The organism is Streptomyces sp. NPDC005004 (assembly GCF_053600675.1).
In genome coordinates this window covers 326,276-350,858 of the sequence record NZ_JBSGAH010000003.1, presented here as the reverse complement: position 1 = coordinate 350,858, position 24,583 = coordinate 326,276, and the positions used below count along the sequence as shown (strand labels likewise).

The following is a 24,583-nucleotide window of genomic DNA, read 5'->3' as shown; positions in this document are numbered from 1 at the left end:
TTCCCGTAGTGGAGGTGGGCGCTTCCTTGAGGGAAGCGCCCACCTCGCGAGCCTTCGTACGCCTCCGCTCGATCAGCCACGGGACGGCTGACTCACGACGGCAACAAGCTCACATCACTTCAAGCATCGCCGACCACGCCGCCGAGCAGACCGTCAATACCGGTCCGCCATCCGCCGCCTGCTTCGAATCCCGGACGTGAACCGCACCACCGGCCACAGCAACCTCCACGCACTCGCCGCCCTCGCCGCTGCTGTAGGTGCTCTTGTGCCAGGCCAGTTCACCGTTCGTCTGCGCTTCGTCTGCGGCGTTCATTGCTCTCCCAGTAGCTTCTCGACGAGTTGCAACGACTCGCGGGGCGTCAGCGCCTGCGCCCGGAGGATGCCGTACTGCTCCTCGTGCTCACGCACCGAACCTCGCTCGTGGAGGAGACGACTTTCCTTCTGCACCTCCACGTAGGCGATCCTCTGGCCTTTGACCGTTTCGATCAAGGTGAACGGTCCGGCCAGTGCGGCATGCTCAAGAACCTCTGTCGGCATGACCTGGACTTCGACGTTCCGGCTCTGCCCACGAAGGTAGATCTGTTCCAACTGCCCGCGCCAGACGTTCCATCCACCGATTGGTCGCCGCAGCACCGTCTCCTCGATCACGAAGCTGATCGTCGGCAACGGCCTGCGGTCGAAGATCTCCTGTCGTGTAAGGCGGGCCGCCACACGCTCGGAGATGATCGCCTCGTCCAGCAGGGGGCGCCGCGCGTTGAACACCGCCCGCGCATACTCCTCCGTCTGCAACAACCCCGGCACGGCTTGGTTGGCATACACGTGCAGCTCAACCGCCTCCGCCTCCAACTTCGCCGCATCCCGGAAGAACGCCGGGTACCGAGCCCTCGCCACCTCCTCCTTCATCACCGTCAGCAGCCCGCCGGCCTCCAGCACAGCATCCGCCCGGTCGATGAACTCCGGTCTCGGGATGCGCCGTCCGAGTTCCACCGACGTGACCATGTCCTCGCCGTACCCGAGCTTGGCACCCAACTCCGCCCGCGTCAGCCCCCGGCTCGTTCTCAGCAACCGCAACTGCTGCCCGAAGCACCGGAGGATGCCCGCCTCGCTCTCACCACCATGAGCAGTCACCGGAGACCTCTCACCTCACCCCGTACACAGGCGCCCGCATCGCATCCCGCCGCAAGCACCACACCCACCGTCACCTGTCGCTCACTGTAGGGATACGCCGCACGCCTGTCCCGCCGCCCGCAGCCAAGTCCCCCCGTACCGCGTACGAGCGCCCGTCCCCCATGTACAGCGGCCCCCCTGTACACCCTCACCCCCGTGACGCGGCACGGCACCGGTCGCCCGCCGACACGCTAAGGTTCCGCCTCAAGGGGAGGACGAAGCGGCGATGTTGTACCGCTCGCCGCATCAACGCGCGGAGACGGCAGCCGGGTGCCCGCACCCCGTAGGCCGGCCGACCGCGAAACAGCCTGGGGGGGAACGCGCCATGACAGACGCTCCGACGCACGCTGCCGACACCGACACGGACGAAGCCGACGACGCTGCCGACCGGAAGGCCGTCGAACAGGAACAGGCCGAGATCAGGGGCTTCGTCAAGGGTCTGAGCGCTGACGACATCAAGTCGGGCAACTGGTTCACCAAGCTCGCCGCCCACGCCATGAACTCGTACACGCAGAAGGTCGACTGGCAGTATTTCCAGGACCGGTACGCGGGCGTGCCCGCGGACGCCATCGTGGATCAGCGGATCAAGATGGCGGCCCGGTACGCCGCGCTCGAAGGCGGGCTCTCCGCCGGGGCCTACACGGCGACCGTCGCCGCCACCATCGGGAGCCTCGGCGGTGCCTCACCGGCGACCGTCCCCGCCGCCGTGGCGACCATGATGGTCGACGTCGCGTTCACCACCCAGCTCCAGCTCCGCCTGGCCTACGACATCTCCGTCCTCTACCGGATCCCGCTCGACGTGCACGACCCCGAGGACCTGTGGAAGCTCATCCGCGTGGCCTTCACGATCAAGAGCGGGGAAGCTGCCCGCGAAGGTGTCGCCAAGGCGGTCCCGGCCCTGGTGCGGCCGTTGGTCAAGCGCTTCTACTCAGGATCGGCGATCACCGCTGGGAAGGCGCTCCCCGTCGTCGGGAAGCACCTCCTGCAGCGCAACGTCATCAAGATCGGCATCCCCCTGGTCGGCGTCCCCCTCGCCGTCCTGCTGAACCGCTACACCACGCTCCTCGCCGGCCGGCACGCGCGGGCCGTGTTCCGGAACGAGGCGCGGGTGATCGAGATCGCCAGGGGAATCAGCGAGCGCAGTCGGCACCCTCAGTTGATGCTGTGGGTCGCGTGGCTCGTGCTCAGGGCGAACGCGAAGGCCAAGATCGCGGACGACGAGGCGCTGCTGATGCGGCATCTGGTGCGGCTGGTCCGGGAACGGCACGACGTGGTCGACGAGGGGCTCGCGAGCGTCGTCGACATCGACCCCGTCGAGGTGTGGAAGCGCGTGGACGCCGAGCCGGGCGATCTCGGCGATGTCCTCGACGCGGCGGAACGCGTGGCCACCGTGGACGGTGACGTCAACTCCCGCGAGAAGGCGGTCCTCAAAGAGCTTCGGGAGCGGTGCCGCCGGGGCTGACGCCGCCGTACGGCGGCGCCCGTACGCCACTCCCCCGCCGCGCGGCCCGACGCCTGTACAGCCCGCGGCCGTACAGGCGTCGCTCCTGGTGACACGCCCGATACGGCCGCAACGCTGGCCGCATGCACACGACGCTCTTCCCTCTCCCCGACCCCACGGGGACCAGCGAGTTCGCGATGTCCTTCACCTCGACCCCGCGAGGGGCCCGCCTGGCCCGGCTGTTCGTCTCGCACTGCCTGGACTCCTGGGGTCACCCGTACGACAGCGACGTCAACGAGACGCTGACGCTGATCACCGCCGAACTGTGCGCCAACGCCGTACGGCACGGGCGGGTACCGGGGCGGGACTTCCACGTGCGGCTGACCACCGAGGCAGGAGATGTAGTCCTACTGGAGGTCTCGGACACCCGCGGCGAGCGCCGGCCCGCCGTCTTCCAGCCCGCGGACCCCTACGCCGAATCGGGCCGCGGGCTGCTCCTCGTCACCGCCCTGGCCCACGACTGGGGCGTCACCGACCGCCGCGCCGGCCCCGGCAAGACCGTGTGGGCGTCCGTGAGCGCACCTCGGGCCACTGCCGGGTGACCACGTCGAACGGCCCTCACCTCCCGAAGGTCGAGCCGCGGTCAGCCGCGTCCTTCGTACCGGTAGTTGTAATAGTCCTTACCGCCCACCAGCACCGACGTGACGTACCTCGGAAGGCCGTCGGCGTCCCGCTCGATCTCCTGGGAGGTCTGCCGGGTGAAGCCCAGGGACACGCCGGGGATCACCGGGTACTCGGGCTGCGACGTATCGACCGTCCAGCCCCGCTCGGTCGCGCGCCGGAAGAGTTCCTCGGCGGGGGTGGTGAACACCTCGTCCCCGTCGAGCAGGACGCGGGTGCTGGACGTACGTCCTTCGCCGGGCCACCACAACTCGATCGCGGTGACCTGGTCTCCGCCCTCAGCCAGGGCCTGCACACCGACGTGGTCGAGGGTCCAGGACGCCTTCGCCGAGTTCCGGCTCGGGCGGCGCAGCACGCGCGGCTCGCCCCAGTCGGACGCCGCGGCGAGGGCCTCGTCGAGGGTCATGCCCAGCAGGATCGGCGCGACTCCGCGCGGCGGATCGAGTACCAGATCCATTGCCTACTCTCACTCCCTCACGACGGCGTCATTTCAGGATGTCGTAGTTTATCGTCCAGCTCTTCTCCTCCAGCATGGCCTGGAACTTCCTATTGTTCTTCAGGCTGTCGATCATGTCCTTGATGTGAGTGTCGTACTTGTCGCCGTACAGCTCGCGGATCTCGTCGATGTCCATCTTCATGGCCTGGTCCCAGTGCCCGGCGTCGATCAGCTCCCGCTGCTTCGCCCGCCATTCGTCGCTCTCCTTGCTGGAACCCGTGCTGGACAGCTCTCTGTGGTCCGCCGCGTCCATTCGGATCGCGGGTCCCATGCCGGCGCCGCCGCCGTTCTGGTTCGTACGGAAGCCAGGCATGTCCAGGTGGGAGTAGGACGCCTTGGCCGGGATGTGGTTGATTTCCTGGTCGACGGGATTGACCCGCTCTTTCTTGTCGTTCAGGAGGTTCGCGGGCTTCAGGCCGCTGTACCAGCCGCCGTTCTCGGTGCACCCCTTGGCGATCAGGCCCTCGGGGTCCATCCGGGTGTGCGGGTTGGTGACGTACGCGACCGGGTTGGGCGCCGGCCCCAGGCCGAGTGGGTCGGGACTGGTGTAGCGCGCCGTGTCCGGGTCGTAGTGACGCTGGTAGTTGTAGTAGAAGCCGGTCTCGGGGTCGTCGTACTGCCCAGGCAGACGCAAGGGGGTGTACGCCTCGGCGTCCCGTGCCCAGCCCATGACGCCCCAGGCGGTGGATCGGCCGCGCCAGGCGATCTCGCCCCGCTCGTCGACGAGTTCGCTGGGCGCTCCGACCAGGTCGGTGACGATCGCGAAGAAGCGCGCGTCGACATCGGCCTGCGGTTCTCGCGCGCGGTCGAGGCGGCGTTCGAGCTGGTTCAGGGGTCGGTGGCCTTCGTAGTCCCAGGTGGTGGTGACACGATGGGCGGTGTCCGTCTGCTCCGCCAGGCGGGTGCCGTCCCAGGTGAAGTGGACGGACTGCACGACGGTACCGTCGTCCGCGAGGCGGTGCTTGCCCGTCCGCCGTCCCAATGGGTCGTAGGAGTACGTCCACCGGGTGCCGTCGGGGGTGACGCAAGCGACGAGGCGGTTCTCCTCGTCCCAGGTGTAGCGCCAGGTGTCCGGCTTCTTCGACAGTCGCCTCTTCTGGCGGAGGATGGTGCGGCCCGCCGCGTCGTACTCATAGCGGATCCGTCCGGCGGTCAGGACCCGGGTGCCCTCGTAGGTGCGCTCCCCCCGGCCCGCCGCTCGCCCGGCCTGGTCGGGCCACTCGGCGCTGGTCTCGTTCCCGGCGCTGTCGTACGCATAGGACTCCGACCAGTTCTCGGCCGTGACGCGCACGGGGCGTCCGACCGGGTCGAGGTCGACATACCTGCTCGTGCCGCGCAGTTCGTCGGTGATCCGCTCCAGGAAGCCGTCGGACCGGTAGCCATAGCCGCGGGCGCGCAGGGTCCGACCGCCCGCGGACAGCCGTTGCGAGGTGAGCCGGCCCATGTCGTCCCACCCAGACGTGAGGGTGACAGGTGCCTCGACGGGTCCGAAGACACGGGCCAGCTCCTTGCCCCAGGCGTCGTGGGTGAAGGTCAGGGCATGGCCGTCGCTGAGGAGCGCCGTACGGTTGCCCACCACGTCGTACGCGGACCGTGTCACGGCGCCGGTGGGTGTGGCGCGCATGGTGCGCCGTCCGGCGGCGTCGTAGGCGAACCGGGTGGTGCGTCCATCGACGGCCTCGGCGACGACCCTGCCGACCGCGTCTCGCTCCAGGGTCACCGTGGAGGTCGGCGAGGTCACCGAACTGACGCGACCGGCGACGTCATACGTGTAGACGGTGCGCCGGCCCGCCACGTCCTTGGCGATGACACGGCTCATGGCGTCGTACTCATTCGTGACCCGTGCACCGAGGGGCGTCGTGCGCGCGACGGGCCGACCCATCGGGTCATGGTCGTAGGTGACCGTGCGTCCGTCGAAGTCGGACTCGGATGTCAGGTTGCCGTTCGCGTCGTAGGTGTAGTTCCAGCTCAGCCCCTGCGGATTGAGGACTTCCGTCAGACGGAGTTCGGTGTCGTACACGAAGCGGTACCGGGCACCGTCCGCGCCGGTGCGGGCGGCGAGCCGGTCGAAGTGGGTGTATTCGAAACGGGTGACGGCGCCGGTGGGGCCGGTGTGCGACGTGCAGTTGCCCTCCGCGTCCCAGGTCCAGCACTCCTCGGTGTCGTCCGGTGCCACACGCCGGGCCAGCCACCCCTGGGGAAGCCACTGCAGCACAGTGGTGGCGCCACCGGGGGCGGTGGCGCGGACGGGCCTGCCGAAGGCGTCGCGCTCCACCGACGCGGTGTGGCCGAGGGCGTCGGTGCGGGACAGTACGAGACCTGCCGCGTCGTGGGTGAGGTGCTCCGTCGCGCCGGTCGGATCGGTCAGTGTGAGCAGCGCGCCCCGTGTGTCGTAGGTGAAGTGGGTCTCGGTGCCGTCCGGTGCCGTGACCCTCGTGCGGTTGCCGCGCTCGTCATAGATCTGGCGCCAGGTCGCTCCGTCGGCCTCGTTGATCTCTTCCGGGAGGTTGAGTGCGTTGTAGCGGGTCGTCGACTCGGTGCCGTCCGGGAACGCGATCCCGGTCAGGTTCCCCCGCTCGTCCCAGGTGAAGCGGGCGGTGTTGCCCAACTGGTCGGTGCGCTCGAGCAGGTTGTCGTAGCGGTCCCAAAGGAAGTGGACGGTATGGCCGAGGGGGTCGGTCTCGGAGACGGTCTGCCCCAGTGCGTTGAACCGGGTGATGGTGACAGCGCCGGTCGAGTCGGTGAACCGGGTGACGCGCTCGGCGGTGTCGTACAGGAAGCGCGAGGACAGCGCGCCGTCGGGACCGATCGTCTCCACGACCCGGCCTTCCGCGTCGTACCGGTAGGCGTAGGTGTGGTCATTGCGGTCGGTCCACGACGTCACCCGGTGCTCGCCGTCGTAGGTGAGGCGCAGCGGGACGGTGTCGGAGAAGGACGTGACCTCGCTCAGGTCGCCGTCGTCATAGCCGAACGACGCGATCCTGATGGGGCCGTCCGCGGTGCGCAACTCCAGGGCCGAGACCCGGCCTGCCGCCCCGTCACAGGTGACGCGCACGTCGTAGCCGCCGTGGTGGAGGACGGCGCCGGGCAGGCCCTCGTCGTCGCGGACGATCTGTACGGTGTTTCCGTTGCGGTCTTCGATCTCACTGAGCCAGTACAGGCCACCGGAGGTGTAGGGGCTGCCGACGAACCGGCGGACGTGGCCGGAGTACGGGTCCGTGGTGGCGTAGGTGACCTCGCCCAGCGCGTTCCGGTCGACGTGAGTGAGCGGAACGCGCTCGCCTTCGACCGGCTCGACGGAGTCGTCCGCGGACACGGGCACACGCGGGTAGATGAGCAGTGAGCCGTCCTCCCGTGCCCAGACCGCGCCGCTGCCTGTCAGTTCCAGCCGTTCGTCGAGCGTCGATGCCCAGCTCGGCCCGAAGCAGTGACCGTAGCCGTAGCCGGATACATGGGTGCGCCGCAGGATCAGGGGCAGGACTCCCGGCAGGACGATGTCCGTCTGGGACATCACCATCTCGCCGCTCGCGACATCGACCGGATCGGTCTTGCAGCGTCGCCGGGTCAGGGCGACGGATTTCGCGCGCGCGTCGGCCAGTGCGTCCTTGAGGGATTCTGGACGGCGCTTGCCCGTGCCGTCCAGGCGAGTGCGCCCGCCACCGTCACCGCCGCCTTTCCTGCCACCGTCGATGGCGTCGAGCCTGCTGCGGATGTCGAGGTCCGTGGCCTTGTGCAGGCGTGAGGTCGCCCTGACGCGGTCCGGGACGGTCTCCGTGACGTGCTTGGCGATCTTCTTGAGGGCCTTTTCCGAGCCCTCGATCGCGCCGTGCAGCACACTGTCGAAGACCTGGGTGAAGGGGTCACGGCCCTTGCTCCGGCCGAACGCTCCCCTGGCCCGCCCCAGCGGCGACGATGCCGCGGTGTGCATGTCGCCGCCGTGCCGGGAGACCTTGCCGGCGCCGTCCTCGAACTCGTCGTGGTCGATCTTGGTTATTTTTCCGTCAACAGACGAACCGGAACCACTGGCCGAGGCGAGCTGCATCCCTCCGTGGCGGCCTTCCCCGGGCCTGCCGCCACCGCCCCCGTTCCCGGGTGGCATGGAGAACGCGCCCTCGGCCAGGTCGAGGACCATGTCCTCGACCATTGCCTCCAATTTGGCGTTGACCGGCTCGGTGACCTTGGCGATCACCTCGTCGACGATCCGGTCCACGGCCTCGTCGAGGATGCGCTTGACCGCCTGGCGCATCGCCGCGATCTCGGCCGCGCCAAGAACCGCCGACAAGCCACCAGTCACCCAGGCGAGCCCGATGGACAGGCCCACCGATCCAGCCATGACGGCCAATTCAGCCTCGGCCTTGGTCTTCATCCAGAAGATGACTTCCGCGAGCACGTCGCAGGCATCCGCGAACAGGCGGGCGAGCTCGGGGAGTTTTTCCAGGTGGCCTGCCTTGACCCGGTGCCAGTGCTTCTCCATGGCGTCGACGGCCCACCCCTCGGAGGAGGACAGAACCCGGGAGAACGCCTTGTGCGCCTCGACGCCGTGATCCTCGAACTTCTCCGCGAACTCCCTCATGGAGTCCGCCATTTCCCGGTAGTCGTCCTCGTCCACATTGGGGAAATTGATCCCAATGAAGTCGAGTATTTCGTCCAGCCAGTTGGGCAGTACGTAGCCCATCCCCCGTTACCCTCCGTGGCGCCAGAGCCGTTACATCGGTTCAGTCATACGATCATCACCCTAGTCAGCATCAGGGCCGGGGCAGCCAGAGGGCTTGACCAGACACCGGCGCCCGCACCATGCCGGCGCGGAGAACGACAGTCCTGAAGTCACCCGCGAGACGCTGGAGCACTCACGGGATGAGCCTGAGCCCCGGACCCCGCGCCCGGCAGAGGATGCGGGCCGAGGTGTCGAAGCGCGTGGATGCCCGCGCCGGGCGACGTCTTCGACGCGGCGGAGCGCGTGGCCACCGCGGACGGTGACATCAACTCCCGCCAGAAGGCCGTCCTCGCGGAGCTTCGGGCGCAGTGCTTCCGGGGCGGGCAAGTCCAACGCGCTGACGGTGTTCGACTTCTCACGGCTGCGCAGGAAGTCCGGTCCGGACCTCGCCGCCGCCGTGAAGGCACTTGCCGGCAAGGCACGCGCCCAAGCGCGCCGACAGCGCGCCGAACCGCTCGGATTCGTCGTCCACGAGGACCTGGACGGCTATACCGACGGCCAGTGCGACCGGATTCGCAAGACGCTGAGGGTCGAGTTCGTGCGCAATGCCAGGAGTTCCGGACGGCTGTCGCGCTCGCCACGTGGGAGAACGCAGGCCGGCTGCTCCTACGGGAGAGCGAGGACCCCTCTGTCGCCCGCAAGGCGCTGAACATCGCCTGATCCCTTCCCTGCGGGGCGGCAATCGCTCGTGCGACGACTCCGTCAGCGACCTCACAAGTCGGGCTTGACGGTGATTTGACCCATACCGGGCTCGCGTGCAGCGCACGGCCGGGCCCTGAATATGCCGGGGCGGCTCCCGTTGCCAAAGGTGAGCGGTATTTTTGATGCTGATCGTCACGCCGCTCTCGCCGACTGTCACGACGGTGTGTGCCCGTCGGTCTCGGAAGCCGTCCTGCCCGAAAGGTCCTCGTGAAGCCCACCCTGGCCGCCGCGCAGCTCCGTGGCAGTCTGACGCAGTACCTCACGACGACGTACGCGCTGGCCGACGAGGACACGCGGCGCGCGCTGGAGCGGTTCCTCGGGGATCCGGAGACGGGGATCTTCCGGGGGCCGTACCTGCGGATCAGGACGCCGTTCCACCCCGCCGACGACGGGTGGCAGTCGGCGCTGGAGTGGCAGCCGTCGTTCACGCCGTGGCGGCACCAGGCAAAGGCGTGGGAGCGGCTCAGCACGTTCAAGGGCACAGCCGAGCCGACGCTCGTGACGACCGGCACCGGGTCCGGCAAGACCGAGTCGTTCCTGATCCCCGTGCTCGACCACTGCCGACGGCAGAAGGCGTTGGGGCGGCGCGGAGTGAAGGCCGTGCTCTTGTACCCGATGAACGCCCTCGCCACCGATCAGGCGAGCCGTATCGGCGACTACTTGGCGCAGCCCGAGCTGGCGCAGGTGACGGCCGGTCTCTACATCGGGGACAAGCCGGATACCGACTTCCGGCGGGTGATGACGCGGCGCGAGGAGATGCGCCAGTCACCGCCGGACGTGCTGATCACCAACTACAAGATGTTGGACCTGCTGTTGCAGCGGGCCGAGGACCGGTCGCTGTGGGAGGGCGCGGACCCGGCGTACGTGGTGCTGGACGAGTTCCACACGTACGACGGCGCGCAGGGCACGGACGTGGCGATGCTGCTGCGGCGGCTGGCGGCGGCCGTGGGCGCCTCGAAGCCGGAGCGGCCGCTCGGTTCGATCTGCCCGGTGGCGACCTCGGCGACCCTCGGTGAGGGCGGGGGCGACTCCGGCGGCATCCTCAACGTCGCCGAGCAGGTGTTCGGCGTGCCGTTCGGTCCGGATTCGGTGATCGGTGAGGAGCGGCTGAGCGCCGACGACTTCGTCGGCGACATCGACTACGAGCTGCCCGAGCCTCCCGGGCCCAAAGAGGTCATCGAGGTCTCGGGCGGGCCGGGCGTGGAGTCCGACCCGGACCGCCTCGACCTGGACGGGCTCGCGGAGCGACTGCTGGGGCGGCGCGGTCTGGACGCCTTCCAGATCGGGCGGTTGCTGAAGAAGCACGACTTCACCCACGGTGTGCTCGCGCTGCTGAACGGCGAGCCGCTCGACGAGTGGGGACTGCGGGACCGTATGGCCCGCTTCGGGTACGCCTGGGCGCGCACCGCCCGGGAGAACCCGCGGCTCGCGCTGGAGTCGCTGTCGCGGTTCGTGGCCCTGCTGTCGTCCGCGCGGGATCCGGAGTCCGACGAGCGCCGGCCGCGTCCGCTGCTGCACATCGAGGCCCACCTGTGGGTGCGGCCGGTGAGCCGGGTACTCAGCGGGGTGAGCGGGAGGCCGGAGTTCCGCTGGTACGAGGACGAGCGTGCCGTCGCACGGCGTTCGGCGCTCACCACGGCCTCGGCGTCCGAGGAGCTGTCCGACAGCGACGAGTGGCCGACCACGGACTCCCGGCGGCCGGAGGCGCTGCCTGGTTCGGACACCGTGCAGCGGCCGGCGCAGGCCCATCTGCCCGCCGTCTACTGCCGTGTGTGCGGCCGGTCTGGCTGGGCGGCGCTGTCCCCGGAGGCCGATCCGCAGAAGCTGGAGACCAGCCCGACGAAGATCTGGTCGGCATCCGTCGGACGGGACAAGCGGCGGCTGCGGTATTTCATCTCGGCGACGCCGGCCGAGGCGCGGGACGCCCTGGCGGCGCTGACCGGCACCGGCCCCAAGCAGGCGGGGGGCGTCGACCCGCAGACCGTGGTGGTGCTGGACGGGGCGCAGGGCACCTACCGCCTGCCTGTAGCCGAGGACGGGGAGGGGTTGCAGGACGCCTGGTTCGCGCGGGCCATCCTCGACAAGAAGACCGCCGACCAGGCCGCCAAGGACGACACCTGCCCGGCCTGCAACACCGACAACGGCATCCGGTTCCTCGGCACCGCGCTCGCCGCGCTTGCCTCCGCCACGGTCACCCAGCTGTTCACCGGCGGCCACGAGATCGCGCTGGCGCCTGAGGAACGCAAGACGCTGCTGTTCAACGACTCCACGCAGGACGCAGCGCACCGAGCCGGGTACGTCGCGAACGCCTCGTACAAGTTCTCGCTGCGCTCCCTGCTGGCGCACCGACTGGACGAGGCCGACGCACCGCTCCCGCTCAACGACCTCATCGGCAACGTCCTGGACTCGGTCGACGACCCGCAGACACTGGCCGCTGTCGTCCCGCCGGACCTGCACGACGAACCGGGTGTGGACCGGCTCCTGTCGGGGCGCGGCACCGGGGACGCGCGAACCTGGAAACTGATCGGTGAACGGCTGGCGTTCGCGACCGTCATGGAGTTCGGACTGCGTTCCCGGCTGGGACGCACCCTGGAGCTCACGCGGACCACGGCCGCGGAGGTCGTGGTCGACGACCCGGACCGGATCGTCGCGCTCGCCCGCGACCTCCACCTCACGCTGCCGGGGCAGCTGGGAGTGGACGGTGGCCTGCCCACGCCCGAGCGGTACATGGCGTTCGTGCGCGGGCTGCTGGAGCGGCTGCGGCTGCGCGGCGGCGTGCGGCACCGGTGGCTGGAGACATGGATCAGGGAAGCGGGGGTCAACCAGTACCTGATCTCCGGCCGGCGCCCCCAAGGCATGCCCGCCTTCCCCGAGGGGCGCGTGGCGCCGCCGAGGTTCCTGCTCGACGGGCCCAAGGAGAAGACGAAGTTCGACACGGTCACCGGCAAGAACAATTGGTACCAGGACTGGACGCGTCGCTGCCTCGGTCTGGACGCGGCGCAGGCGACCGAGTACCTGCGCAGGCTGCTGCCGGTCCTCGCGGACGAGGGCGTGCTGTCGGCGCGCACCGCCAAGGACCGCACGACCCGCGTCTACGGGCTGCAGCCGGGCCACATCCACGTCAGGCTGTTGGCGGACGACCTGGTCAACAAGGCGTTCGTCTCCTGTGAGGAGTGCGGCTGGCAGCAAGTGGTGCCGCCCGAGCGGCGCACCCGGTGGTACGGCCACCCCTGCCCACGCTGGCGCTGCGCCGGCACCCTCACCCCGCCGCCGTCCGGCATGTCGTCGACCGGAGCTGGCAGTGGTGGCTTCGGCGGAAAGCTGGAGCGCGACTACCGAGCCGACTACTACCGCCGTCTGTACCTGACGGGCGGCACCTACCGGGTCGTCACGGCCGAGCACACCGGGATGCTGACCCGGCCCGAACGGGAGCGCGTGGAGAGGACGTTCCGGCAGGGCACGCACTACACCGACCCCAACGTGCTCTCCTGCACGCCCACTCTGGAACTGGGCATCGACATCGGAGACCTGTCGGCGGTGCTGCTCGGCTCGCTGCCGGGAGGACCGGCGAACTACGTGCAGCGTGCCGGGCGGGCCGGACGCCGGACCGGCAACGCCCTGGTGGTCGCCTTCGGCGGGCGCCGGGCCCGCGACCGGTACTACCTGGACGATCCGACGGAGATGATCGCCGGTGACATCGTGCCGCCGGGCTGCTATCTGTCGGCCGTCGAGATCCTGCGCCGCCAGTACACGGCGCACCTGCTGGACCGGGCGGCGCGCGGCGAGCTGACCACCGCGGACGGCGAGCCGCTCATGCCGGTGCCGCGCCTGTCGTCGGCTCTGTTCGGTGCGACCGGCTGGTGCCAGGACCTGTCGGACGCGGCGCTCACCCACGGCGCCCGGCTGGTGGAGGAGTTCCTGGCACTGTTCCCGCAGGCACCCGGCGGGAGGGACGACGACCGGGGGGTGTCCCAGCATGCCGCGGACGAACTGCGCGCGTATGCCACCGGCGGGATCGCGCGGGCCCTGCAAGAGGCCGAGGAGGAGTGGACCGCGCGCCGTGAGGAGTTGCGCCGCCGGATCGCGGCCATCGACACCGCGGTGGACGGCCTGCTCGCCGAGGACCGTGAACAGGGCGCCGAGCGGCGTGAACTGCTCGCGGAACGCCGCGCCACCGGCGAACTGCTGCGCGCGATCAGTCAGACGAGTGCTCACGGCGCCCTCGTCGAACTGGGGTTGCTGCCCAACTACAGCCTCACCGACACGACCACTTCCCTGGAGGCCACGCTTTACTGGCAGGAGGCCACCGGCGACGACGAGGGCTCGGAGGATCCGGAAGGCGACGAAGGACGTCGGGACTGGGTGTACCACAACGAGGTCCGGGACTATGAGCGCTCCCGCAAACTGGCTCTGACCGAACTCGCGCCCGGGAACAGCTTCTACGTCAACGGCTATCAGCATGTCGTGCGCGCCCTCGACATCGGCAGCCCGGAGCGGCGTGCCTGGACGGTGTGGCGTATGTGCCCGGCCTGCGGTTACGCACGCACGCACGGCGACCCGAAGAGCGACACCTCGCCGTGCCCGCGGTGCGGGTCACGGGAGATCGCCGATGCGGGCTGCGTGCACCACGTGCTGGAGCCCCGGCGCGTGATGTCACGCGACAAGCGGGACGACGCGCGAGTGCGGGACGACCGTGACGAACGGGAGCGGAAGCGCTACGCGGTCCTCACCACCGTCGACGTCGACCCGGCGCATTTGGCGGCCGGTTCGTGGCGGCACGACACCGCGGTCTTCGGCGCCGACTTCACGCGCAAGGCCGTCGTCCGCACTCTGAACCTCGGTGCCGACCGGCAGGACGGCAGCAGCACGGTCCCACTGGCTGGGGACGACGTGCGCATGAACCCCTTCTACGTGTGCGCGAGTTGCGGCGGCGCGACGGCCGACGGACGGCCGGTCGTCGACCAGTCGCGACACGCGCTCACCGCGTCCCTGGCCCGCTCGACGCGTGCCAGCGCCCACCACCAGCTGTGGTGCCCGCGCCGCCGGCTGCACGGCAGCGGTGAGGAGCAGGGCGCCGGACTGGACGTGCCCCTGCTTCTGGCGCACGAGCTGACGACGGAGGCCGTCCGCATCCTGCTGCCGGCGTCTGTTGCACGGGCCAAGGAGCGGCTCGCCTCCTTCACCGCCGCCCTGTTCGCGGGCATAGCCGCGCGTTACGGCGGCGACCCCGACCACATCGACATCACCGCCGCGTCCATGCCGGACGGCGAGGACCGTGACTGGCCGCGCCGGTTCCTGGTGGTGTACGACCGGCTGCCCGGCGGCACCGGCTACCTGCACCGCCTGGCGACGTCCGAGGGTTTCCGCGAGGTGCTGCTGAAGGCCCGTGAGGTGATCGAGAGCTGCGGGTGTCTGGAGAAGGGACTCGACGGCTGTCACCGCTGCCTGCTGCGTCGCGTACCACCGGCCGACTACGACAAGGTCAGCCGCAACGAGGTCCGACAGATGCTGGACGAGCTGCTCGGCGCGGAGGGTGAGCTTTGGCGCACCTCACCCGTCGCTACCACCCAGCACATCTCGATGCACAAGCAGGCCGAGAGTGACCTCGAAGTCCTGTTCATCGACACCCTCCGTGAATGGTCCGGCCTGCCCGAAAGCCGTGCGAGCGGCGACGCCTACATAACCCCGGCCGGCACCCACGCGCTGGACCTGCGGTTGACGGCTGCGGACGGCACCACGCTGAGCTGGCGCGTGTCGCAGCAGCGTGCCCTCGACGGCACCCGCCCCGACGTTCTCTTCGAACGCGTCGACGCCCCCGGCCCCCGCGTGGCCGTCTACCTGGACGGCTACGAGTTCCATGCCGGCCGGGAACACAACCGCGTGGGCGACGATTCCGCCAAGCGCACGAAGCTGCGCGCGGAAGGGCTCCGGGTCTTCCAGCTCACCTACGGCGACGTGAGGGAGTGGCAGCGCCGCGTCCAGGACACCGGGCACGCGGGCGCCGGCCCTGCCGACCCGGTCTGGGAGCCGTACGGCGACCGGGCGCGTGCCAAGGCCCGCGACTACTACGCCAAGGTGTGGCGCGCCCTGCCCGGTGAACTCGCTGAGACAGTGTGGGTCAATCCGGCCGTGCAGCTCGTGGAGTACCTGCGGCAGCCGGACGCGGAACTCTGGCAGGGGCGGGCTGAGGCGGCCCTCGCGGGCTTCATGGGGTCCGGGGCCCGCCCGGTCCCGCTGACACCCGACGCGCTCGGCGAACAAATCACGGCGGCACTACGAGGCGGAACACCCGCTGGGCCCCGGGGCCCGGTGCAGCTGTTCGCGGTCATCGACCGCTCAGGACTGCCGCTGGTCTTCGCCGCGGACGGCAGACCGAAGCCACCCGCCTGGACCGGCATCGTCCTGCTCGACGACGCGCCCGCTGTCCACGCCCAGGAGGAGGCACACAAGCGCCGCTGGCGGGCATGGCTGTACTGGTCGAACGTGCTCCAGTTCCTGGACGCGGGCGGCGGTGACGCCGTCCAGCTCACGACGGGGCGCCTCGACGGGTTCCCGATGGAGACCTTGGCGGTTACGGGGGGCGCGGGCGTCCTGGAGAGTGTGCGCGCGACGCTCGGCGTCTCACCGGCCGGTGACGGCAGGCCCGCACCGACCTTGGCCGCTGCCCGTTCGCCGCAGGCCCCGGCCGCCGCCGAGGAGACCGCGACCGGGCAAGCCGCGCCCGCGCGTGATGTCGCGTGGGACCGGATCATCGAATACCTCGACCCGGACGAGCCCGGCCTGCTCCCGCTCGCCGAGGCCCTCGCCGCCCGCGGCCTTCCGGCCCCCGAGGACGGTTACGAACTCGACGAGAACGGCTGGCTGGCCGAGCTGGCGTGGCCCGGCGCACGCGTCGGCGTCGTCCTCGCCCCGCGTCCGCCCGAGGGCCAGGAAGAGGACCCGGAGGCGGCCGACCGTGACCGTGCGTTCACGGCCGCCGGCTGGGAGGTACGCCCTGCCGTCGACTGGTCCGTCGACGACATCGCAGACCGGTTCAACGGCGCGGGCGCGCAACCATCCGACGGCCGCAAAGGTCGTAACCAGCCAGACGGCACCGCCAAGGACACCGGGGAGAACGAACAGCTGTGACCGGCAAGAACGTGACGCTGCGCCTGCTTGACAAGGCGGACCGGGAGATCCTCAAGCTCCCCCGCCCGGTCAAGGGCGCGATCTACGACTTCCAGCACAAGTTCAAGACCAACCCCGACTCCGCGGGACTGCGTCTCAAGCAGCTGCAGGGGCACGACAAGCTTCACTCGGCGCGCGTCAACGACGAGTACCGAGCGCTGCTGCTGCGTCTGGCCGACGACGACTGGCTGATCGTCTCGGTCAAGCACCGCAAGGACGTGTACGCGCATCTCGACCGGCTCACGTACTCGGTCAACCGCGTCACCGGCGGCATCGAGTACGTGGACCTCCAGGTCGTGCAGGAGGAAGTGCTCAGTCCTCGTGCCGAGCGGACGGCGCCGCCCACCGTGCCGACCGAAACGGCCGTGCTCGGGCCGCTGTTCGCGAACTGGTCGGAACAGCAGCTCTCCGACCTCGGTGTGGCCCCCTCCCTGATTCCCATCGTCGCCGCGCTGACCACAGAGGACCAGCTCCTCGGACTTGTCGAGTACGCCCCGCAGCTCACGGGCGAGGTGCTGCTGGCGCTGTACGACGGCAAGGACTACAACGACGTCCTCGAGCAGGTCACGGCCCCCGTTGCCGCACCGGAGCCGGTGGACACCGAGGACTTCCGGGCTGCCGCCGAACGTCCCGCCACCATCGTCACCACGACCGACGACGCGCTGCGCGAGGCGCTGGAGGGCGAGGACTTCGGGCGCTGGAAGGTGTTTCTGCACCCCACCCAGGCCAAGCTTGTCACCCGGGACTACAGCGGCCCGGCACGTGTGGGAGGCGGACCGGGCACCGGCAAGACGATCGTGGCGCTGCACCGGGTGAAGCACCTGGTCGAGCAACTCCCGGCCGGGCGGAACAAGCCGGTCCTGCTGACCACGTACAACAAGAACCTCGCGGCAGATCTGCGATCGCGGCTCCTCGCCCTGGGCGGCGAGCCGCTGCTGTCGCGCGTCGAGATCAGCCATGTCGACCAGCTCGCGCTGCGGACCGTGCGGGAGGCGGAGCCCGGCAACCGCAAGCGGATCATCGACGAGGCGCAGGCGGTTCGGGAGTGGCGCTCGCTCCTCGACGAACTCGGCGAGGACGGCTGGGACGCGGAGTTCCTGAACGACGAGTGGACGCAGGTGATCCTCGGTCAGGCCGTCAGCTCCCGCACGGACTACTTCCGCGCCCGCCGCGCCGGACGGGGACGTACGGTCAGCCGGTCCGAACGCGCCGAGATCTGGCAGCTCGCCGAGCGGTTCACACAGCGCCTGGACCGGCTCGGCATCCAGACGTGGGATCAGGTCGCGGAGCGTGCGGCCCAGCTGGAGTCGGAACGCGCGCGTCGCATCCGGGCCATCGACCGCCAGCGGGAGGAAGCGGGCGGTCTCGACAACATTCACGTGGCCGACGGTTCGGGTGGCTGGCTGCGCTACCGGTATCGCCACATCGTGGTGGACGAGGCCCAGGACCTGCGGCCCGCTCACTGGAAGATGCTCCGAGCGATGGCCGCTCCGGACCGCAATGACCTCTTCCTGGTCGGTGACACCCACCAGCGCATCTACAAGAACCAGGTGACCCTCGGCAGCCTCGGCATCAACATTCGCGGCCGGTCGTCGAAGTTGTCACTGAGCTACCGGACCACCCGGCAGATCCTGCGCTCCGCGCTGAACGTGCTCGGTGAGGAGACGTACGACGACCTCGACGGCAGCTCCGAGACGCTGGCCGGGTACCGGTCCGTGCTCAGCGGCGCCGTTCCGGATCTCCACCGGCTGAGCGACTGGCAGGACGAGCGTGAGGCCATCGCTGCGCTGATCGAGTCCTGGGGTCAAGTGCCGCACGAGCAGATCGCGATCGCGGTGCCGACCAACCAGATGGCGACCGAGGTCGCGTACACGTTGGCCCAGCACGACATCCGGGCGCTGGAGATCGGCCCGGACGGGCCTCGTGGCGACAGCGGCCTCCACATCGGCACGATGTTCCGGTTCAAGGGGCTCGAGTACCAGCACATGATCATCGCCGGGGTCACCGACGGACTGGTGCCGCGTGCGAGCGTCCAGCAGCAGCGGACCGCCGACCCGGCGCGCTACCGGCTGGAGATGCAGCGCGCCCGGTCCCTGCTCTTCGTGGCGGCCACGCGCGCCCGGGACAGCCTGGACGTCTTCTGGCACGGGGAACCGAGCCCCTTCCTCAAGCAACTGATCAAGGTACGGCCGCCCGTCACGGCATGACGGGCTACGGGGACCGTGCCGAGCTTCGCCCGGGCTAACGCGGCACGATCGGTCCGTGAGGCACAAGGAAAGGCCGCCGGGGATCTTCCGGCGGCATCCTGCGGACCGCGAATGCCGGATCGGGAACCGGCAGGTACGGGACAAGAGCCGCGTACACCTCTGCCGCACCGCCGGGGCGGTCCTCGGAACGTTTGGCGAGCAGTGCCAGCAGCAGGTCCTGAAGCGCGGCAGGAGCCTTGGCGCCGCAGTCGGCCAACCGGGGCGGAGGTGCGGTGAGGTGCTGGGTCACCAGCTCGGCGGGGCCTCTGCCGTGGAAGGGGGGCCGGCCGGTGAGCATGAGATGCAGCAGGCATCCCACCGCATACAGATCGCTGCGACCGTCCAGCGGTTCGTCACCGGCCAGGAGTTCAGGCGACGCGTAGGACACATTGCCGAGAGTTTCACCCGTCATGGTGAGCCGCGGGTCGGTGTCAGAGAGGACCTTGACAAGGCCGAAGTCCAGAATCTTCACCAGACCGCTGGAGCTGACCATCACGTTCTGCGGCTTGAGATCGCGATGCACCAGGCCGGCGGCATGCGCGGCGGACAGTCCTGCGCACGTCTGGGCGGCCACCGAGACGGCCGCGGGCACGGACAGGCGCCCACCGTCGGCGCCGTCGATGACGTTGTCGAGGGTCGTCCCGTCGACAAGCTGCATCACCAGGCAGCAGACGTCCTCCGTGACGGCGGCGTCGTAGACGGTAGTGATGTTGGCATGGTCCAGACGGGCGGCGGCTTTGGCTTCCCTTTCGAAGCGCGCCAGAGCGGTGGGGCGCCAGTCAGGCAGGGCCAGGAGGTCCGCGGCAATGGTCTTCACCGCCACCGGCCGCTCCAGATACACGTCCATCCCCTGCCAGACGTGTCCCATCGCCCCTCTGCCCAGAACCCGGTCAAGCCGGTACCTGCTGCGCAGAACCTTCCCCGCGGCGAACTGCTCCACGTTCACTTCCCTCGATGAGTGGCCGGGACACTCCGAAAACAGAAAAACCCCAGATCAACTGGGGTTTTCGCTGGTGTCCGAGGGGGGACTTGAACCCCCACGCCCGATAAAGGGCACTAGCACCTCAAGCTAGCGCGTCTGCCATTCCGCCACCCGGACTAGGTGTTTGTCGCCTTCGGGGTGTGTTCCCCGCGGCGACATGGACAACAATACCAAGGTTTCGGAGTGCCTTTCCCCTGCGTATTCGTGCCGTGGGAGGGGCGTGGGAGGGGGGTGGGCCCGGGAGTACGGAGCGTTACCGTTCCGCGGCCGCGCGTGAGCGGGAGGCGCTCACGGGCAGCGGATCACCTGACCCGCGTACGACAGGTTGCCGCCGAAGCCGAAGAGGAGGACGGGGTCGCCGGTGCGGACGGCGCCCTGTTCGATGAGCTTGGAGAGGGCGAGGGGGATGCTGGCGGCGGAGGTGTTGCCGGATTCGGTGACGTCGCGGGCGACGACGGCGTTCACGGCGCCGATCTTGTGGGCCAGGGGCTCGATGATGCGCAGGTTGGCCTGGTGGAGGACGACGGCCGCGAGGTCGGCGGGCTCGATGCCGGACTTCTCGCAGGCGCGGCGGGCGATGGGCGGCAACTGGGTGGTGGCCCAGCGGTACACGCTCTGGCCCTCCTGGGCGAACCTCGGGGGCGTGCCCTCGATGCGGACGGCGTTGCCCATCTCCGGGACCGAGCCCCACAGCACCGGACCGACGCCGGGCTCCTGACCCTCCGTGCACGCCTCGACCACGGCCGCGCCCGCACCGTCGCCGACCAGGACGCACGTCGTACGGTCGGTCCAGTCGGTGACCTCCGACATCTTGTCCGCGCCGATGACCAGCGCCCGGGTCGCCGCGCCCGCGCGCACCGTGTGGTCGGCGGTCGCCAGGGCGTGGGTGAACCCGGCGCAGACCACGTTCACGTCCATGGCGGCCGGCTGCGGGATGCCGAGGCGGGCGGCGACGCGGGCGGCCGTGTTCGGGGAGCGGTCGATGGCCGTGGAGGTGGCGACGAGGACCAGGTCGATGTCCTCGGGGGCCAGGCCCGCCGCGGCGAGGGCCTTGGCGGCGGCGTGCGCGGCCAGCTCGTCCACCGGCTCGTCGGGGCCCGCGATGTGCCGCGTACGGATGCCGACCCGGCTCGTGATCCAGTCGTCGCTGGTGTCGACCATGCCCGCCAGGTCCTCGTTGGTGAGCACCCTGGCGGGCTGGTAGTGCCCGATCGCGGTGATGCGCGAGCCGATCATGTCGAGGTCCCCTTGTCGCCGTAAGTCACGGGACCGTCCAGTCTGATCAGTGACTCACGGGTACGCGGACACGTGAAGCCACAGGAAACGGGCATCCGAGTTGTCGGCTTCCCGCAGACCCTCGGACGTCCGAATACTCAGCGTTTCCAAGCCCGCCGGGCTCAGGCCCACGCTCCGCGACGGCGGCGGCTCACCCCGTGAAGAGCTGCGTCGCCTTCCGTACGAGTTCGTACACCCCGTAGGCCAGCGGCGCCGACACCCACACCCAGGCGAAGACGATCAGGGCCCTCAGATCACGCGGGCTGCTCTCGTCGGCCATCGGGGGCCTCCTTCGGGTCGGGGACGTGGTGGCGGGCGTGGACGGGGCGGACGAACTCGTTGGCGGCGAAGCCGATCACGAGCAGGCCGATCATGATGGCGAAGGACAGCCCGTACAGGGCGGGGCCGTGCTTGCCCGCATCCTCCTGCCGGTCGGCGATCCAGTTGACGATCAGCGGGCCGAGGACGCCGGCGGTGGACCAGGCAGTGAGCAGGCGGCCGTGGATGGCGCCGACCTGGTACGTGCCGAACAGGTCCTTCAGATAGGCGGGGATCGTGGCGAAGCCGCCGCCGTAGAAGGAGAGGATCACCAGGGCGCAGAGCACGAAGAGGAGCTTCGCGGAGTCGCCGAACAGGGCGATCAGGAGGTACATCAGGGCGCCGACGCCGAGGTAGACGCGGTAGATGTTCTTCCGGCCGATCAGGTCGGACGCGGAGGACCAGCCGATCCGGCCCGCCATGTTCGCCGCCGAGAGGAGTGCCACGAAGCCCGCCGCCGCCGACACCGAGACCGGCGCGGAGCTGTCCGCGAAGAAGTCCGTGATCATCGGAGCGGCCTTCTCCAGGATGCCGATGCCCGCCGTGACGTTGGTGCACAGGACGACCCACAGGCACCAGAACTGCGGGGTGCGCACCGCGCTGCCGGCGGAGACGCGGACGCCGGTGGGTTCGGCGGCCACGGCCTCGCCCGCCGTCGTCCGCTGGGGCGCGCGCGGGACGCGGATCAGCAGCACGCCGAGGGCCATGAACACCGCGTACGACAGTCCGTGGACGAGGAACGCGAGGGCGATCCCGTGCGGGCCGGTGCCGAAGGACTCCAGCATCTGCGCGGACCACGGCGAGGCGATCAGCGCGCCGCCGCCGAAGCCCATGATGGCGATGCCGGTGGCCATGCCGGGCCGGTCCGGGAACCACTTCATCAGGGTGGAGACGGGCGAGATGTAGCCGATGCCGAGGCCGATGCCGCCGACGAAGCCGTAGCCGAGGACGATCAGCCAGTACTGCTCGGTCTGCGCGCCGAGCGCGGAGATCAGGAATCCGGAGGAGAAGCAGACCAGGGCCACGGTCATCGCCCAGCGCGGGCCGTTGCGCTCGACGAGCGTGCCGCCGAACGCGGCGGACAGGCCGAGCATCACGATCGCCAGCTGGAACGGCAGCGCGCTCTGGGTGCCGTCCAGGTGCAGCGCGGATTCCAGGGGCGGCTTGAACACGCTCCAGGCGTAGGCCTGGCCGATGGACAGATGGACGGAGAGGGCGGCGGGCGGGACCAGCCACCGGCTCCAGCCCGCGGATGCGACAGGGGGGCTGCTCATGGGGCCGGACGGTAGGACGGGGCACGGCGGTTGAGAAGGTGGCGGGGCGACGGGATGCGGTGAGCGGTAGGCGTCGTGCGTCCAGCGGTCGGTACGGACGCCGGCGTCGGCGCGCTCGGCCTCAGCCCCGGCGCCGCTCAGCCTCCACGTCGGTGCCGCGCGACCCCTGCGACGGCCCCCTCACTCCCCCATCCCGAACCGCACCTCCCCCGCCCGCACCACCGTCCCCAGCCGCGGAAAGTCCAGCCGCACCGACGCCTCGTGCTCCGCCGCCGTGAACGCCGCCATCGCGTCCTCGGCGAAGACCAGCCCGTAGCCCAGGTCGGCGGCGGCGCGGGCGGTGGATTCGACGCCGAGGTTGGTGGTGATGCCGCCGAAGACGAGGGTGGTGATGCCGCGCTCGCGCAGTCGCGCGTCGAGGTCGGTGCCCTGGAAGGCGCCGATGGTCCGCTTGACCACCTCCAGGTCGCCCTCGTGGCGCAGCCCCCGGACGAGTCCGCTGCCCGGCGGCTGCTCGGCGACGGCCGGGCGCTCGACCCGGACAAGGACGACCGGGGCGCCGACGGACCGGAAGGCGGACGCCAACTCCTCGGCGGTGGAATGGACTTCGATGCCCTTACGGGGTTCCAGGGGCAGCGCGACGATACGTTCCATGAGGTCGACGAGGACGAGGGCCGTGCGCTGCGGGTCGAGTACGGGAGCTGCGGTCATGACGGAACGTTAGCCTTCGCCCGCGGTCCGTGGCGCCAATCCGGGTCAACGGGGCGGTGAACTCAACGCGTTCGGCGGTGGGGGCGGCGCAAGGGGACCACCGTGCGTCACCGAGCGGACGGCCATATGTCACCGTGCGGACGGCCGTACGCCCGGACGGTCCCGTACCCGCTCCTCGTCGGACCCGTTGCCCCGCTCGCCCTCCGGCGCATCCGCCGCCCGCCGCTTGGCGATCACCGCGCACACCATGAGCTGCATCTGGTGGAACAGCATCAGCGGCAGCACCCCGAGCGAGGCGTGCGCGCCGAACAGCACGCTCGCCATGGGCAGCCCCGAGGCGAGGGACTTCTTCGAGCCCGCGAACTGGATGGCGATCCGGTCCGCGCGGCCGAAGCCGAGCGCCCGTGCGCCGTACCAGCTCACGCCGAGCATCACGGCGAGCAGCGCCGCCTCGACGCCGAGCAGCGCGCCGAGCCGCGCCGGGCTCACCTGGTGCCAGATGCCCTGGGTCATGCCCTCGCTGAAGGCGGTGTAGACGACCAGCAGGATCGAGCCGCGGTCGACGAGGCCGAGCACCTTCCTGTGGCGCGCGACGAAGCCGCCGATCCAGCGTCGCAGGAGCTGTCCGGCGAGGAACGGCACCAGCAGCTGGAGCACGATCTTCAGGAGCGAGTCGGCGGAGAAGCCCCCGCTGCCGCCGAGGAGCGCGGCGGCGAGCAGCGGGGTGAGGACGATGCCGACCAGCGAGGAGAAGGAGCCCGCGCAGATGGCGGCGGGCACGTTGCCGCGCGCGATCGAGGTGAAGGCGATGGACGACTGGATGGTGGAGGGGACCAGGGTGAGGAAGAGCAGGCCCTGGTAGAGCGGCTGGGTCAGGACGTGGGGCACCAGGCCACGCGCGGCCAGCCCGAGCAGTGGGAAGACGAGGAAGGTGCAGGCCAGCACGGTGAGGTGGAGCCGCCAGTGGCGCAGTCCGTCGAGCGCCTCGCGGGTGGAGAGGCGGGCGCCGTAGAGGAAGAAGAGGAAGGCGATGGCCGCCGTGGAGGCGCCGGAGGCCACGGCCGCGCCCGTCCCGCGCGCCGGGAGCAGCGCGGCGACGCCCACCGTCGCGAGCAGCAGCAGGATGTACGGGTCGACGGGCAGCCGACGGGGCAGGTGCGGGCGTTTCACGGTGCTCCGGGTGTGGACGGCAGGGGCGTGGACGAAGGCAGGCCGGCGAGCGCCGCGGCCCGGTTTCCATCATGCCCCGTGGGCCGCCTGTCCCGTCCGGCGCGGAATCAACCCCTGCAAAGCATGGGCTATACACCCATAACCTTGACCAAGGCTTGACGCAGCGTTGACCGAGGTACATCGTTTGCTCACATCAAAACCGCAGGTCGTTCCGGATTCCTCGAACGCCTGGCGTCGTC

General features: G+C 70.0%; 14 protein-coding genes and 1 tRNA gene. 4 read left to right on the top strand and 11 right to left on the bottom strand.

The genetic code is table 11. The features are described from left to right. Positions 1-109 precede the first annotated feature (109 nt). Both ACWEEU_RS05905 and ACWEEU_RS05900 read right to left on the bottom strand, forming a co-directional pair. On the bottom strand, positions 110-313 hold the full coding sequence (locus ACWEEU_RS05905; RefSeq protein WP_451728925.1) for a DUF397 domain-containing protein: 204 nt from the start codon (positions 311-313) through the stop codon (positions 110-112). Then, complete coding sequence (locus tag ACWEEU_RS05900) at positions 310-1,128, bottom strand: helix-turn-helix domain-containing protein (protein ID WP_451728922.1); 819 nt, start codon at positions 1,126-1,128, stop codon at positions 310-312. Before ACWEEU_RS05900 ends, ACWEEU_RS05905 begins: the two co-directional genes overlap by 4 nt. Positions 1,129-1,492: 364 nt before the next feature. Between ACWEEU_RS05900 and ACWEEU_RS05895 the strand changes: the two genes are divergently transcribed. Together ACWEEU_RS05895 and ACWEEU_RS05890 are read left to right on the top strand one after the other, a co-directional pair. Beyond that, the gene (locus ACWEEU_RS05895) at positions 1,493-2,629 is read left to right on the top strand and encodes a hypothetical protein (protein WP_451728919.1); all 1,137 of its coding nucleotides are present in this window, start codon (positions 1,493-1,495) and stop codon (positions 2,627-2,629) included. Between the two features lie 122 nt (positions 2,630-2,751). Then, entirely contained in the window at positions 2,752-3,210 is a 459-nt protein-coding gene (locus tag ACWEEU_RS05890) for an ATP-binding protein (protein WP_451728916.1), read from the top strand. 41 nt (positions 3,211-3,251) lie between these two features. Here the strand turns inward: ACWEEU_RS05890 and ACWEEU_RS05885 are convergent, their stop codons facing one another. Together ACWEEU_RS05885 and ACWEEU_RS05880 are read right to left on the bottom strand one after the other, a co-directional pair. Continuing rightward, positions 3,252-3,746: a hypothetical protein gene (locus ACWEEU_RS05885; RefSeq protein ID WP_385742051.1), complete on the bottom strand. Its 495-nt coding sequence runs from the start codon at positions 3,744-3,746 to the stop codon at positions 3,252-3,254. Between the two features lie 28 nt (positions 3,747-3,774). Next, a complete protein-coding gene (locus tag ACWEEU_RS05880; protein WP_451728913.1) occupies positions 3,775-8,460 on the bottom strand; it encodes a DUF6531 domain-containing protein in 4,686 nt (1,561 codons plus the stop codon). Between the two features lie 948 nt (positions 8,461-9,408). Between ACWEEU_RS05880 and ACWEEU_RS05875 the strand changes: the two genes are divergently transcribed. Both ACWEEU_RS05875 and ACWEEU_RS05870 read left to right on the top strand, forming a co-directional pair. Further along, positions 9,409-16,329: a DEAD/DEAH box helicase gene (locus tag ACWEEU_RS05875; RefSeq protein WP_451728910.1), complete on the top strand. Its 6,921-nt coding sequence runs from the start codon at positions 9,409-9,411 to the stop codon at positions 16,327-16,329. Next, positions 16,326-18,575, top strand: coding sequence for a UvrD-helicase domain-containing protein (locus tag ACWEEU_RS05870; RefSeq protein ID WP_385742059.1), 2,250 nt, complete (start codon positions 16,326-16,328; stop codon positions 18,573-18,575). The genes ACWEEU_RS05875 and ACWEEU_RS05870 overlap by 4 nt, the downstream gene beginning before the upstream one ends. Before the next feature lie 34 nt (positions 18,576-18,609). Here the strand turns inward: ACWEEU_RS05870 and ACWEEU_RS05865 are convergent, their stop codons facing one another. From ACWEEU_RS05865 to ACWEEU_RS05835, 7 genes are all read right to left on the bottom strand, one after another. Further along, entirely contained in the window at positions 18,610-19,554 is a 945-nt protein-coding gene (locus ACWEEU_RS05865) for a serine/threonine-protein kinase (protein ID WP_451728906.1), read from the bottom strand. A 71-nt stretch (positions 19,555-19,625) separates the two neighbouring features. Then, positions 19,626-19,713 (bottom strand) — tRNA-Leu (locus ACWEEU_RS05860). Positions 19,714-19,884: 171 nt separating this feature from the next. Further along, positions 19,885-20,832 (bottom strand): beta-ketoacyl-ACP synthase III, encoded by a 948-nt coding sequence (locus ACWEEU_RS05855; RefSeq protein ID WP_451728903.1) that lies wholly within the window; start codon positions 20,830-20,832, stop codon positions 19,885-19,887. A 190-nt stretch (positions 20,833-21,022) separates the two neighbouring features. Continuing rightward, positions 21,023-21,151, bottom strand: coding sequence for an MFS transporter small subunit (locus ACWEEU_RS05850; protein WP_385742065.1), 129 nt, complete (start codon positions 21,149-21,151; stop codon positions 21,023-21,025). Then, positions 21,126-22,463, bottom strand: coding sequence for an OFA family MFS transporter (locus ACWEEU_RS05845; RefSeq protein WP_385742067.1), 1,338 nt, complete (start codon positions 22,461-22,463; stop codon positions 21,126-21,128). Before ACWEEU_RS05845 ends, ACWEEU_RS05850 begins: the two co-directional genes overlap by 26 nt. A gap of 180 nt (positions 22,464-22,643) precedes the next feature. Beyond that, complete coding sequence (locus ACWEEU_RS05840) at positions 22,644-23,174, bottom strand: isochorismatase family protein (RefSeq protein WP_385742069.1); 531 nt, start codon at positions 23,172-23,174, stop codon at positions 22,644-22,646. Positions 23,175-23,303: 129 nt separating this feature from the next. Then, positions 23,304-24,344, bottom strand: coding sequence for a bile acid:sodium symporter family protein (locus tag ACWEEU_RS05835; RefSeq protein ID WP_451728898.1), 1,041 nt, complete (start codon positions 24,342-24,344; stop codon positions 23,304-23,306). Positions 24,345-24,583: the final 239 nt, after the last annotated feature.